This window comes from Brevibacillus panacihumi, from assembly GCF_003710985.1.
GTDB lineage: Bacteria > Bacillota > Bacilli > Brevibacillales > Brevibacillaceae > Brevibacillus > Brevibacillus panacihumi.
Window position 1 is genome coordinate 1 of record NZ_RHHT01000051.1, and the last position, 12,317, is coordinate 12,317.

General features: G+C 53.7%; 14 protein-coding genes. 10 read left to right on the forward strand and 4 right to left on the reverse strand.

The window, feature by feature from the left end:
- Positions 1–175 precede the first annotated feature (175 nt).
- The 6 genes from EDM58_RS19865 to EDM58_RS19890 all read left to right on the forward strand — a co-directional run bounded on the left by EDM58_RS19865 (position 176) and on the right by EDM58_RS19890 (position 6,203).
- Positions 176–1,219 (forward strand): BMP family lipoprotein, encoded by a 1,044-nt coding sequence (locus EDM58_RS19865; RefSeq protein ID WP_122914859.1) that lies wholly within the window; start codon positions 176–178, stop codon positions 1,217–1,219.
- 91 nt (positions 1,220–1,310) lie between these two features.
- Complete coding sequence (locus EDM58_RS19870; protein ID WP_122914860.1) at positions 1,311–2,840, forward strand: ABC transporter ATP-binding protein; 1,530 nt, start codon at positions 1,311–1,313, stop codon at positions 2,838–2,840.
- Complete coding sequence (locus EDM58_RS19875) at positions 2,815–3,885, forward strand: ABC transporter permease (RefSeq protein ID WP_122914861.1); 1,071 nt, start codon at positions 2,815–2,817, stop codon at positions 3,883–3,885. Before EDM58_RS19870 ends, EDM58_RS19875 begins: the two co-directional genes overlap by 26 nt.
- Positions 3,872–4,774, forward strand: a complete 903-nt coding sequence (locus tag EDM58_RS19880) for an ABC transporter permease (protein ID WP_122914862.1) — start codon at positions 3,872–3,874, stop codon at positions 4,772–4,774. The genes EDM58_RS19875 and EDM58_RS19880 overlap by 14 nt, the downstream gene beginning before the upstream one ends.
- A gap of 39 nt (positions 4,775–4,813) precedes the next feature.
- Entirely contained in the window at positions 4,814–5,476 is a 663-nt protein-coding gene (locus EDM58_RS19885; RefSeq protein WP_122914863.1) for a sulfite oxidase-like oxidoreductase, read from the forward strand.
- A gap of 1 nt (position 5,477) precedes the next feature.
- Positions 5,478–6,203: a nucleoside phosphorylase gene (locus EDM58_RS19890; protein ID WP_122914864.1), complete on the forward strand. Its 726-nt coding sequence runs from the start codon at positions 5,478–5,480 to the stop codon at positions 6,201–6,203.
- Here EDM58_RS19890 and EDM58_RS19895 read toward each other — a convergent pair.
- From EDM58_RS19895 to EDM58_RS19910, 4 genes are all read right to left on the reverse strand, one after another.
- On the reverse strand, positions 6,188–6,739 hold the full coding sequence (locus tag EDM58_RS19895; protein ID WP_246000897.1) for a DinB family protein: 552 nt from the start codon (positions 6,737–6,739) through the stop codon (positions 6,188–6,190). The genes EDM58_RS19890 and EDM58_RS19895 overlap by 16 nt on opposite strands.
- A 62-nt stretch (positions 6,740–6,801) precedes the next feature.
- Positions 6,802–7,749: a helix-turn-helix transcriptional regulator gene (locus EDM58_RS19900; RefSeq protein WP_122914865.1), complete on the reverse strand. Its 948-nt coding sequence runs from the start codon at positions 7,747–7,749 to the stop codon at positions 6,802–6,804.
- The gene (bshB2, locus tag EDM58_RS19905; protein ID WP_122914866.1) at positions 7,746–8,408 is read right to left on the reverse strand and encodes a bacillithiol biosynthesis deacetylase BshB2; all 663 of its coding nucleotides are present in this window, start codon (positions 8,406–8,408) and stop codon (positions 7,746–7,748) included. Before bshB2 ends, EDM58_RS19900 begins: the two co-directional genes overlap by 4 nt.
- The gene (locus EDM58_RS19910) at positions 8,405–8,776 is read right to left on the reverse strand and encodes a YojF family protein (RefSeq protein ID WP_122914867.1); all 372 of its coding nucleotides are present in this window, start codon (positions 8,774–8,776) and stop codon (positions 8,405–8,407) included. Before EDM58_RS19910 ends, bshB2 begins: the two co-directional genes overlap by 4 nt.
- Before the next feature lie 279 nt (positions 8,777–9,055).
- On the opposite strand from EDM58_RS19910, the gene EDM58_RS19915 reads away from it, so the two are divergent.
- Genes EDM58_RS19915 through EDM58_RS19930 form a run of 4 tightly spaced genes read left to right on the forward strand, consistent with a single transcriptional unit; the run spans position 9,056 to position 12,305 of the window.
- Positions 9,056–9,637, forward strand: coding sequence for a glycerol-3-phosphate responsive antiterminator (locus tag EDM58_RS19915; protein ID WP_122914868.1), 582 nt, complete (start codon positions 9,056–9,058; stop codon positions 9,635–9,637).
- The gene (locus EDM58_RS19920) at positions 9,634–10,296 is read left to right on the forward strand and encodes an HAD family hydrolase (protein WP_122914869.1); all 663 of its coding nucleotides are present in this window, start codon (positions 9,634–9,636) and stop codon (positions 10,294–10,296) included. The genes EDM58_RS19915 and EDM58_RS19920 overlap by 4 nt, the downstream gene beginning before the upstream one ends.
- A gap of 3 nt (positions 10,297–10,299) precedes the next feature.
- Positions 10,300–11,364 (forward strand): ABC transporter ATP-binding protein, encoded by a 1,065-nt coding sequence (locus EDM58_RS19925; RefSeq protein WP_122914870.1) that lies wholly within the window; start codon positions 10,300–10,302, stop codon positions 11,362–11,364.
- A 29-nt stretch (positions 11,365–11,393) separates the two neighbouring features.
- Positions 11,394–12,305, forward strand: coding sequence for a carbohydrate ABC transporter permease (locus EDM58_RS19930; RefSeq protein WP_246000904.1), 912 nt, complete (start codon positions 11,394–11,396; stop codon positions 12,303–12,305).
- Positions 12,306–12,317: the final 12 nt, after the last annotated feature.

A 12,317-nucleotide genomic window follows, 5' to 3' on the forward strand; every position in this document is an offset into this window, starting at 1 on the left:
GTCACCCCCTCCTACTCGATTATGAAAGAGAGAGGAGAATAAGCAAATACACGAACATTACAAAATAATTTTAACAAAATGTACGTATATATAGTTGTATTTTTGCCTGAAAACACGTACATTTACTACTAGAGATCAAAAAAGCGAAAGAATTTATGTAGGAGAGGGAGACATCATGAAAAAGTTATGGTTGGCTTTAACCACATTCGCTGTTTTGGCGACAGGCTGCGGCAGCGCTGGAACTGCTCCGGCAGACAATGGTCAAGCGGCTGGACAAGCTCCGGCAGAACAAAAAGAAGAGACAGGGGCGAAAAAACGCATCGCCTTGGTGCTGCCTGAGAAAATCGGGGTCAACCCGTTCTTCCAGCAAATGGATGAAGGCGCGAAAAAAGCCGCTGAAGAATTTGGCGTTGATTTAAAAACGATTGAATCCACTGACTACGGCGCCATCGAAGAAAATCTGCGTGTCGCGGTAGCAGAGCAATATGATCTGATCATCACATCGTCTTTTGAATCCGAGGATGCCTTGAAAAAGGTAGCTGGCGAAAATCCGGATCGCCAATTTGCCATTATCGATACGGTGATTGACCTGCCGAACGTGCGCAGCGTCACCTTCCGTGAGCAGGAAGCGGCTTATCTGATGGGTGCCGCGGCTGGTCTGGCGACAAAAACAAACAAGGTCGGAATGGTTGTAGCGATGGACATTCCGCTGTTGAAAAAATGGACAGGCGGATTTTCGGAAGGGTTGAAAGCGACCAATCCGAATGCGGAGTTCCTCGTCAACTATGTAGGCAGCTTCAACGACCCGGCCAAAGCGAAGGAAATGGCCTTGCTGCAAGCTTCCCAAGGAGCTGACTTCATCAATGGGGCCGCTGCTGTCGGCGACCTGGGAGTTTTTGAAGCAGCCAAGGAGAAGGGCTTCTATACAGCAGGACAAGACGTGGATCGTACGGTGATCGACCCTGAGCATATCGTACTCTCCCAGTTGAAAGGGACAGATGCGGCTGCCTATGAAACAGTAAAAGCGTTCGTAGAAGGAACCTTCCAACCAGGCGTCATCACATACGGATTGAAGGAAAAAGGCGTGGGCGTAACCTATGTCACCCATGAGAGCGCGACACCGCTGAATCCATTTGTCGGACAAGAAGTGATCGACAAGGTAAAAGCAATCAGCGAAGAAATCGTGGCAGGTACACGCAAAGTGCCTGAATCGTTCTAAACGAACAGTTGGGAATAGACGTGACCGGCTACGATGGTAGTCGGTCCGCTGTTTGTCTGGGGAGCGGAAAGGAAAAAAGGAGGGGATCGCGATGGTGCACCGATTAGAAATGAGGGAAATGACCAAGAAGTACGGCGAATTTACCGCGAACGACAAGGTATCCATCACCCTGGACGCAGGGGAAGTGCATGCCATCGTCGGGGAAAACGGAGCGGGAAAAACGACGCTGATGCGGATGCTGTACGGCATGGAGCAGCCCACGTCCGGAGAAATGGTGCTGAATGGAAAACCGGTTGTCTTTCGTGGTCCCGATGATGCGATCCGAAACGGGATCGGAATGGTTCACCAGCATTTCATGCTGTTTGGCGAGTTTAGTGTCGCTGAAAATATTGTGATTGGCTACGAGCCCAGCAAGAGCGGCTTTTTCCAGCGAAAAGAGGCCGTGGCGAAGGTAAGGGAATTGAGCGAGCAGTATCGCATCCCTGTCGATCCGCTGGCACGAGTCGCCAGTTGTTCGATCGGAGAGCAGCAACGGGTGGAAATCCTCAAGGTTTTGTACCAGGGGGCAGACATTATCGTGCTGGATGAACCGACGGCTGTCTTGACGCCGCTTGAGGTAAAGGATCTGCTCAAAACGATCCGTCATCTGGCAGACAGCGGAAAGAGCGTCATCCTGATCACGCACAAGCTGCAGGAAGTGATGGAGGTAGCGGACCGGATCACGGTCTTGCGCGGCGGAAAAGTCACCGGGAGTGTAGCGAAAGAGGAGACGGACGTCGACGATCTGGCCCGGCTGATGGTAGGCAGGGAGCTGCAGCAGCTAAGCGAAAGGCTTCCTTTGGATGGCAAACCTCTCTTGCAAGTCGAAAACCTGACAATCCGCGACAAACAATTGTTGCTCGATCAAGTCAGCTTTACTGTTCAGCACGGGGAAATCGTCGGAATCGCCGGCGTATCGGGCAATGGCCAGTCGGAGCTGCTGCAAGCCATAAGCGGGCTTCGGACAGTACAGGAAGGGACTGTTCGACTGGGCGGTGTAGATGTCACGAACCAGTCGGTCGCCAAGATCCGTGAGACAGGGCTTTCCCATATACCGGAGGATCGTTACCTGTGGGGAGCTGCGAAGACGGAGAGCGTGGAAGAAAATGCGCTCATGGGGTACCAGCGAAAATCCGCCTACAATCGGCGCGGAGTGATTGCCCGGGATGCCTTCCGCCGTGTCGTGCAGGAGTGGGTCAAGCGTTTTGCAATCAAGACGGGTTCCCGGCAGCTTCAGGAGCAGGCAGGCAATCTGTCCGGCGGGAATTTGCAGAAGCTCATCGTCGCGCGTGAGCTCGGTCACGAAACGGCTTTTTTGATGGCGGCCGAACCGACGAGGGGCGTAGACATCGGTGCGATGGAATACATCCACCAGGCATTGATCGAAAAGCGCAACAGCGGAGACGGTATTTTGCTCGTCTCTTCGGAGTTATCCGAAATCTTGGCATTATCGGACAGAATCCTGGTTATGTACAAGGGAAAAATCGCAGGGGAATTGTCCCGTGCGGAGGCTTCGGAAGAAAAAATCAGCGTGCTGATGGCAGGAGGAAGCATTCATGGTAGCAGTCAAAGAGCTATGTAAGTCACTGGTTCAGCCGCTGTTGGCTGTCTTCATCGGCTTGTTGACTGGTGCGGTGGTGATCGCCGCCGTAGGAGAGTCGATTATCGGCACGTATCAAGAGTTGTGGAAGGGAGCATTCGGCAGCTTTTATTTTTTCTCTTCCACCCTGGCGCGCGCTACGCCGATCATGCTGATTGCCCTGGGGCTTGCATTGGCTTTTCGCGCAGGCGTCTTTAACCTGGGGGCAGAAGGACAAATGGTGCTTGGGGCGATCAGCGCGACGCTGGTAGCCATCTATTTGCCGGCACCGGGAATCGTGAAAATGCTCGCCGCTCTCGTGACGGGGATTGCAATGGGTGGCCTGTGGTCTTTGATGGCCGGGTATATGGAAGCGAAATTCCGCATTCCTTTGCTGATCTCCACGCTGCTGCTCAACTATATCGCGGTTCTGTTCGCCAGCTATCTGGTAACGGAACCCTTCCAGGACAAAGGCGGATCAGCAGCATTGGCGCAGACGGTCATGCTGGATAAAAGCATATGGCTCCCGAAGCTGTTCGCGGGAATGAGCGTGCATGCCGGCTTTCTCATCGCCTTGGCAGCGGCTCTCCTGCTGTTCTGGGTCTTGCGCTTCACGCCGTTTGGCTATGAAGTAAAAATGCTGGGGCAAAACCCGTTTTTTGCGCAGTACGGGGGGATACAGCGGATTAAAGTCATGCTGACAGGGATGTTCGCCAGCGGCGCTTTTGCCGGGTTGGCCGGGACAGTAGAGGTGCTGGGTTCCCATTACCGTTTTGTCGACGGCGCACTGACAGTTCCCAATTTCGCCTGGACAGGCCTGATGGCAACTCTCTTGGCCAACTCCAACCCGATTGGGGTCATCTTCACTTCCATTCTGCTGGCTGCATTTCAGACTGGAGCCATGGGCGTGGAACGGAATACCGAAGTCCCTCTGGAGCTCGCAAGCGTGATTCAGGCAGTTCTCATTTTGTTTATCTCTGCCAAATTCAGTTACACCTGGTGGAAACAGCGGAAGAAGAAAGGGGGAGATACGCATGGAGTGGCTTGATTGGTCTCTCATCAGTTCGACGATTCGCATGGTAACCCCGATTCTTTTGGCTGCATTGGGGGGAGCGCTTTGCTCGCGCGTCGGCATTTTCAACGTAGGGCTGGAAGGGCTGGTTCTGGTGGGTGCCTTTTCTGCGATTGTCGGGAACCATTTTACCGGAAGCCTGATCCTCGCAGTGTTGATTGCCGCGGCAGCCAGTGTATTGTTCTCCCTGCTGTTTTCCTACATGACGATCGGATTGAAGGCCAATGAAATTGTCGTCGGGGTGGCGATCAACTTTTTGGCCTTGGGGCTTACGACGTTTGCCCTGCGCGCCATCTTTGATGTGAAGGGCGCATTCTACGACAAAGACATGGCGGGCTTGCCCCGTCTGGAGATTCCGCTCCTCCACGACATTCCTGTAGTAGGCGAGATCATCTCCGGCCATTCTCCGTTGGTGTATCTGGCATTTCTGGCCGCTATTCTGCTTTATATCTTCCTGTATCGGACCGTGACGGGCTTTCGCGTGCTGGCAGTGGGGATGAATCCGGTGGCGGCCCGCAGTCTGGGGCTGAAAGCGACGCGCCTGCAGGTCATGGCGATTCTTTTGTGTGGTGTGCTGTGCGGTGTGGCGGGAGCTCAGCTTTCTCTGGGGCAGGTCACCATGTTTACTGAAGGCATGACGGCTGGACGCGGCTTTATCGCGCTTGTGGCGATGATGATGGGGCAGTCCCATCCGCTCGGGATTTTGGCGTCGAGCCTGCTGTTCGGCTTTATGGATGCGCTGAGCATTCGGCTGCAGGGCTTTTCCCTTCCTACGCAGTTTACATCCATGCTGCCGTACGTGCTGACGATCGCTGCGATGTTTTTCCTGAAGGAGAAGAACAGAGGAGCCAGCAATAATCAATAGAAGTCGTGTGTAGGTGAGAGAAAAAGGAGGAAGAACAGCATGAACAAGGCTGATCGCATCAAACAAATGAAGGTGCCGGCAGTCGATCCAGCGTTGGCAAAACGGCTTCCGCCCGGACAGGTGCTGACGGAGCGCTTTCCGATCCTGCATGAAGGGGAAGTCCCGGAATATGACATGAAGACATGGACGCTGCGGGTGTTCGGTGAGGTCGACCGGGAAGTAACCCTCAGCTACGAGGACATCCTGGCGATGCCGCAGAAGACCGTCACTCGGGACATTCATTGCGTGACTCGCTGGTCGCGCTTCGACAACGCTTTTACCGGTGTGGGCTTTCGCGACTTCATGAAGGCCATCGGAGTGGTGCCGCACGGTTCTTATGTGATGCTGCACGGGGATCATGATTATACGGCCAATTTGGCTTTGAGCGACTTGGACCGCGACGATGTGCTGCTCGCCCATTCCTTCGAGGGAGAGCGGCTGACGAACAAGCACGGCTGGCCGCTCCGTCTGGTCGTCCCGCATCTCTACTTCTGGAAAAGCGTGAAGTGGCTGCGCGGAATCGAATTTATCTCGGAAAACAAACCAGGCTTTTGGGAACAGAACGGATTTCATATCAACGGCGATCCTTTCCGGGAAGAGCGTTTCTCCGGGGAAGCCCTGCCGATACCAGAAGACGAGTGGGAGAGAAAGGAGTTTGATTAAATTGTTGACCAATCTGAAAGTAGATCCAGCTCAACTGCCCAAGCGAATCATCGTGTGCGGCGATCCCAAGCGAGCAGCTTTGATTGCTTCCAAGCTGACCGATCATCGCAGCATCGGGGAAAACCGGGAATATCATAGCTACGCCGGAACCTGGAAGGGAGTCGAAGTCGCCGTCGTCAGCCATGGCGTCGGTTCGCCGGGAGCGGCTGTGTGCTTCGAGGAGTTGGCAAAAGGCGGCGCGCAAGTGATCATTCGCGTCGGGACTGCGGGCTCGTACCAGCAGCACATTACACCGGGAAGTCTCGTGATCAGCTCATCCGTCGCGCGCCAGGACGGTTTGACGAGCCAATTGGTTCCCGCTGGATTCCCGGCAGTAGCCGACCGCCACGTAGTAGAGGCATTGGTGCAGGCTGCCCAAAACCATGAAGCGAATCTGAACGTAGCGGAAGGCATCACCCTGACACTGGACGTCTTTTACAATGGCGTACTGGAGTTCCCGCACAAGCTGTATCAAAAGGCGGGGGTGCTCGCAGTAGAGATGGAAAACTCAGCGCTGTTCGTGATTTCCGCACTCAGAGGGGTAAAAGCAGGCTCTATTTTGGCGATCGACGGTTACGCAGACGCCGATCTCCTGGAAAACTACAACCCTCATACGGAGGAAATGGCAAAGGCGATTGAGGCGGAAGCGCAGATTGCGCTCGATGCCGTGATTCAGGTAGTTGTGTAGTAATCCGCCAACGCATTTTTCAAGCGATCCAGCTGCATGAAATGATGGCGATAGTGCATCTCCACCAGAGCAAACCACTCCCTGGCATTCAATGCGCCGAAACCGGGATGCTGCACGTGATGTCGGAACGTGCTGGCTTCCAGTCGCGGTGCCGTCTCCTTCAAGCGCTGCAGCACCGCTTGGAAGCCGCCGATGATTTGTTCCCTGCTCTCGGGCTGCGGGGGCGTATACTGCGGCGATGCAGGAACATGGATGCGAATCGGGGGAATCGAGCCTTGGGTGAAGACCTTTTCGCCCACCTCTGTTTTGCCATTTTGGACGGAAGCCGTCTCCTCGCTTGCCGATAAGCATGCCTCCACATTGGCCAATTGCATGTAAAGCGCAGCATGGATCAGATGCAGGTACATTTGTCCAAGGGACCAGTCATCATCGCTTGCCTTCCACGTCAATTGGCGCATGTCCAAGGTATCAAGCACTGCAAGGTAACGGTCCGTATGCTCTGTCACTTGCTTGATCATTTCGTTTGGGGTCATCATTGCTACCAGCTCCTTTTGTTTAACTAGCCCAAGTATAAAAAAACGCTACTGACACCTGTATGTCAGTAGCGTTTTAGCATTTTATGGACTTCCTCGCGTACGCGGATGCGCAGGGAGTCAGGCTCCAGGACGGTGACAGCCGAACCCCAGCCGAGCACCCAGGACAGCAATTCATCAGGGTGATTGACACGAAAGCGGAGGAGCAAACCTTCTGGATGCTCCTCGATTGCCTCCATGAAAAAGTTCTTCGAATCCTCGATCTTGTCGCGAATGCTGGCATCAGCAAGAATTCGCACGACTGTATTTCGGTTGTCTGGCGGTCTGTAGTGTTGCAGCTGGAAATTGTCTGGGAGGGTATAGCTCTCCTCCAGCAGGGTGAGTCCCTTCATGCGCGACAAACGGAAATGGCGAATGTCATGTCGCAGATCACAGTGTGCGACCAGTGCCCACGAACCGTGGACCAGAACCAGGCCATAAGGGGCCACCACACGAGTGCTCCTCCTGTTTCCATCTGCCTCCTGCATTTTTTTCTGGTAGTGAAAACGAACCTTTTTTCTTTCCAGCAAAGCGCGGCGCAATGTCTCCAAAAAGGCGGCCTCTTCATTCGCCGTATCCCACCCGTTGGCCGCGATCAGTTTCATCGTGGAGCGGATGCGTGCCACATCTGCCCGGACAGGCTGGGGCAGGATCGCTTCAATCTTTTTTTGCGCTGATTTTGCTTTGGCTCCATAGGCGGCATCGAATTTTTGCTCGATGAAATCCGCACCAATCAGCATCGCGACCGCTTCCTCTTCCGTGAAGTTGACGGGAGGCAAAAAATAACCGTCTACGAGCGAATAGCCGACACCAGGGGCCCCTACTACGGGCACTCCGGATTCGCTTAATGCCTGAATATCCCGGTAGATGGTGCGCACACTCGTTTCGTAGATGGCTGCCAGATCCTCGGCGCGCATGAGGCCCTTGCGCTGCAATTCAAGGACGATCGCGAGCATCCGATCGGTTTTATTCATGCTTTTGTCCAACGATACGTGTAATACCGCTCTGCCTCCAAAAAGTGGCGCAGTTCCGCATGCTGCCGATCGTCTTCGTATCTCTCCAGCATTTTGGCTGATTGCGTGTAGTGGGCTTTGATCGCGTTCATTTTCCTCTCTGCCACACTGCTGATATCGACCACGACATCGGGCTGGCCCAGCACCTCCAGATGATTGCTGGAAAAGGCAAGACAGTAAAGCACCGGACGATTTTCGATCGGGATTCGCTCAAGCGCTTCGATGGTCGCCTCTGCCATGGCTTCATGATCGGGGTGAACCGAGTGGCCCGGGTAATAGGTGTAAACGATGGTCGGCTGAATTTCCTGGACTACTTGGAAGATCCGATCCACCATCGCTTGCCTGTCTTCAAATTCGACGGTTTTGTCATGATAGCCCATCAAGCGCAGGTCGCTGATGCCCAAATGCTTGCACGCCTCCTGCAGCTCCTGCTTGCGGATATGCGGCAGGGTCTCCCTGTTCGCGGTGATCGGGCTGCCCATCTGGCGTCCCATCTCTCCGAGAGTGCCGCATAGATACGTAATCGGTGTCCCAGCTTGCGCATGCAAAATGATGCTTCCGCCCAAGCCAAACGTTTCATCGTCAGGATGAGGAAACACTAACAGCACATGCGGTTTCATTCCTGTTCCCCGCTTTCTGTCCCAAATGGAGTAACGCTCAGTTGAAAGGCAATCATGAGCCGTCCTTCCTCGTCATGTCCTGCCAAGAGCAGACCGTTCTGTGTGCTGTCAGGCTCCCAATCCGTCAAGCCCTCGGCATAGATCCAGCCATGCTCCATCTTCAGGCCGACGCGATAGGGGCCATTGCCGGTAATCATCCCGCGCTCGAAACGTACCACTACATTACGCACGAATGAACCGACAGAGATGGTTTTTTCTCCCCGCAGGACGGCGTAGGAGCCATTGGTAGTTTCCAGATGGAGATAGACGTCGCGGTTGAAAAATTGCTCAAGCAGCAGCTGTACCTTTTCTGGTGATATGGGCTGCATGGTTTTTTCCTCCTCGGATGGATGGCTTCAATACTCTTATTGTATCTTTTCACTCCGGAAAAGAAAGTTGCCCTCGCACTTTACAAAACCTATGAGTTTTGTTTACAACTCCTTCACGCCCCCTTAATGAAGAAAGCTTAGCATTAGAGACAACAAGTGAATGATCCAAACGGGTGGAGACATGGAGAAACCCTTGACATTTTGTCCAAGACTTCAATGGAAGAATTTTGGCGGCGACATGTCATGGGTTTTTGTTTTGCCCTAAAGGAGGCGAGCCGAATGACGCAAGCAGCGTTCATTCAAAGACTGAAGCAGTACAGATTGATCGCATCGGTGAAAGAGGCGAAGAATCTGGAAAAGGCTGCTTCTGCGAAACTGAGCGCAGTTGTTCTGTCCATCGGCAACATCGGCGTCATCAAAGGCTATGTGGACTTTATGAAAAGTCAGGGAATCCCCGTGTTTCTCCATCTGGAGCGAATGGGCGGGATCAGTCATGACCGGGAAGGAATTGCCTTCTTGGCTCATTACGTCAAGCCGGACGGGATTGTAACGACACGCAACTCACTGATCAAACTTGCGAAAAAGCAAGGCTTGCTGACCATTCAACGCCTCTTTCTCGTAGATAGCGACGCACTCAAATCCGGCTTGCAATCCGTCCAGGAGAATCAACCGGACGCCGTAGAGATTATGCCTGCCCTTTTGCCCGATTATATTGAGGAATATCAGCGGGTGCTGGATACCCCGATTATAGCGGGCGGCTTGCTCCGAACCCGTGAACAGATGCTTGCAGCGCTTCGCAGCGGGGCGATGGCGGTCTCAGCAGGAGCACCATCATTATGGAAGGAGCATGTGCACCCATGAAACAAACCCTGTTATTTGACCTGGATGGTACCCTTCTGGACAGTCGAGAGGCAGTGATCGAGGCGGTGGCTCAAACGGCGGATCAGTTAGCGCCGGGCCTGTTCAGCAGAAATGAACTGCTCCATCGTTTCGGCGAATCGCTGGATGACTTTCTCTTCGCTATTGCAGAGGCTGCCGGTGAGATAGACAAAGATGAGGTATCACAACAATATTTTGCCTTCGTGCACAAGCATATTCACCTCCATTCCAAACTCTTTCCGGGTGTGCAGGAAGGACTGGAGCTATTGAAGAACGCCGGTTGCCAGCTGGCAGTCGTCACCAACAAGCAACGCGAATTTGCCGTGGCTGGACTGGAGCTGGCGGGTATTGATTCTTTCTTTGATGCAGTGGTTGCAGTCGATGATGTCTCGCGAGGAAAGCCTTCTGCCGAACCAGTATTGCGAGCGTTGAGCATCATGGGAAAACAGCCGGAAGAGGCCCTGATGATTGGCGACAGCCGTTATGATGTCGTAGCGGCATGGGAAGCAGGCGTCCCATCTGTGGTGCTGGAATGGTACGGCCGGGAAGAGTGGCCGTATGTGAAGCCCACGTATCGTTATCCTGATTTTCAAGCCTTTGTTGCCGAAGTGCTGGCAGCACAAATAAAAGGAGGGAGATAAGCGATGGCGCGAGTGGTATTAAACGGAATCACCAAAACGTTCCAAAATCAAACGGTGGTAAAAGGCATCGATCTGGTGGTTCCTGACGGTTCCTTTACGGTTCTGGTAGGGCCGTCGGGCTGCGGCAAATCGACTACCCTGCGCATGATCGCCGGTCTGGAGCAAGCGACCGACGGGGAAATCCAGATTGGCGACCAGATCGTCAATGATGTGCCGCCCGGAAAGCGTGATGTGGCGATGGTATTCCAAAACTACGCCCTGTATCCCACGATGAATGTCTATGACAATATTGCTTACGGATTGCGCAACCGGGGTGTCTCCAAAAAAGAGTGCAAGGTGCTGGTAGAGGAAATCGCCGAAGTCGTCGGATTGACTCCGTATCTGGCACGCAAGCCCGCACAGCTCTCGGGCGGCCAGCGGCAACGGGTGGCATTGGCAAGAGCGATGGTGAAAAAGCCCAAGGTGTTCCTGATGGACGAACCTCTCTCCAACCTGGATGCCAAGCTGCGCAACCAGATGCGGGTGGAGTTGACCAGTCTGCACAAGCAGTTGGGGAGTACGTTTATCTACGTCACCCATGACCAGGTTGAAGCGATGACAATGGGTGATCAGATCGTGGTGATGAGCGAAGGAAACATCATGCAGGTGGCCGCGCCGATGGATTTGTACCAGGAGCCGGAAAACCTCTTCGTCGCCCAGTTCATCGGCTCTCCTGCGATGAACATCATCCCTGCGGAAGGAGATATTCAGACCCTGTGGGGCTTCCGTCCGGAGAAAGCGATGCTGCTGCCGGGTACAGGCGCAGATGTTCCGTTGGAAAACATGATTACCTTGCGCGGCAAGATCATCTCCCGGGAGATACTCGGGGCAGACTCCCTCTACTATGTGGATACAGAAAAAGGGCGTGTCGTGGTAAAGGTAGACACCGACCAAGCCGTAGACATCCCCGCCGATTTACGAGTCGGTGTTCCCGTGGCCCATCTCTACGTATTCGACCGTGATACCGGCAAGCGTCTGCTGCGCAAGGAAGGATATGCTTTTTCATCACTTGCGGGAGGGATGGTTTGATGCAAAAAGCGATGGCTGCTTCGGACGGGATGCTGCTGCAGAAGCAAGCGAGACGAGGCCATCTCCAGGTGTGGCTCGAACGCATGCGTCCCTATCTGTACATTGCGCCTGCCTTGACATTTTTCTTCCTGTTTTTTCTTTTTCCCATCGGATATGTGATTTATCTCTCCTTTTTTGACTGGAGCTTGTTGAATCTGGAGGAGATGGATTGGGTAGGACTCGACAATTTTACAGAGCTGCTGGCGGAATCTGATTTTCATCAAGTATTGGGCAACTCCTTCGTCTATACCGTTTCTACTGTGTTTCTGGGTATTCTGATCTCCTTTTTCCTGGCGCTCTGGCTGAATCGGAGTGCGAGGGTATACGGCATCATCCAGGCTGCCGTCTTCAGTCCGCATATCATCTCGCTCGTCTCGATCGCGATGCTGTGGATGTGGCTGATGGACCCTCAATACGGACTGCTCAATGCCTTGCTGGAAATGGTGGGACTGCCGGGCTATACGTGGCTGGCTGATCCCAAAAGCTCCTTGATGTCCCTGGTCCTGGTCAGCATCTGGAAAGGTGTGGGCTACAACACGATCGTGTTCATCGCGGGCTTGCAGAGCATTCCAAAAGACATCTACGAGGCAGCGGAGCTGGACCATTCTCCCTGGTGGAGAACCTTGACGCGGCTCACGATTCCGATGCTTTCCCCGACGCTGTTTTTCCTGCTGGTGATCAATACGGTCTCTTCCTTTCAGGTATTCGACACGATTTACGTGATGACCCAGGGAGGTCCGGTCAACAGCACCAACATGCTGGTCTTTTACATCTACGAACAGGGCATGGATTTCTACAACGGCGGCGCCGCTTCCGCAGCGTCTGTCATCCTGCTGGTCGTAGTCGGCATCTTGACGCTTCTTCATTTCCGGCTCATGGGAAAACGGGTTCATTATCAATAAACGAAGGAAAGG

Excerpts from the sequence above, each read along its gene's own strand:
- EDM58_RS19865 (WP_122914859.1), top strand. The coding sequence starts at position 176 with ATGAAAAAGTTATGGTTGGCTTTAACCACATTCGCTGTTTTGGCGACA.
- EDM58_RS19870 (WP_122914860.1), top strand. The coding sequence starts at position 1,311 with ATGGTGCACCGATTAGAAATGAGGGAAATGACCAAGAAGTACGGCGAA.
- EDM58_RS19875 (WP_122914861.1), top strand. The coding sequence starts at position 2,815 with ATGGTAGCAGTCAAAGAGCTATGTAAGTCACTGGTTCAGCCGCTGTTG.
- EDM58_RS19880 (WP_122914862.1), top strand. The coding sequence starts at position 3,872 with ATGGAGTGGCTTGATTGGTCTCTCATCAGTTCGACGATTCGCATGGTA.
- EDM58_RS19885 (WP_122914863.1), top strand. The coding sequence starts at position 4,814 with ATGAACAAGGCTGATCGCATCAAACAAATGAAGGTGCCGGCAGTCGAT.
- EDM58_RS19895 (WP_246000897.1), bottom strand. The coding sequence starts at position 6,739 with ATGATGACCCCAAACGAAATGATCAAGCAAGTGACAGAGCATACGGAC.
- EDM58_RS19900 (WP_122914865.1), bottom strand. The coding sequence starts at position 7,749 with ATGAATAAAACCGATCGGATGCTCGCGATCGTCCTTGAATTGCAGCGC.
- bshB2 (WP_122914866.1), bottom strand. The coding sequence starts at position 8,408 with ATGAAACCGCATGTGCTGTTAGTGTTTCCTCATCCTGACGATGAAACG.
- EDM58_RS19910 (WP_122914867.1), bottom strand. The coding sequence starts at position 8,776 with ATGCAGCCCATATCACCAGAAAAGGTACAGCTGCTGCTTGAGCAATTT.
- EDM58_RS19915 (WP_122914868.1), top strand. The coding sequence starts at position 9,056 with ATGACGCAAGCAGCGTTCATTCAAAGACTGAAGCAGTACAGATTGATC.
- EDM58_RS19920 (WP_122914869.1), top strand. The coding sequence starts at position 9,634 with ATGAAACAAACCCTGTTATTTGACCTGGATGGTACCCTTCTGGACAGT.
- EDM58_RS19925 (WP_122914870.1), top strand. The coding sequence starts at position 10,300 with ATGGCGCGAGTGGTATTAAACGGAATCACCAAAACGTTCCAAAATCAA.
- EDM58_RS19930 (WP_246000904.1), top strand. The coding sequence starts at position 11,394 with ATGCTGCTGCAGAAGCAAGCGAGACGAGGCCATCTCCAGGTGTGGCTC.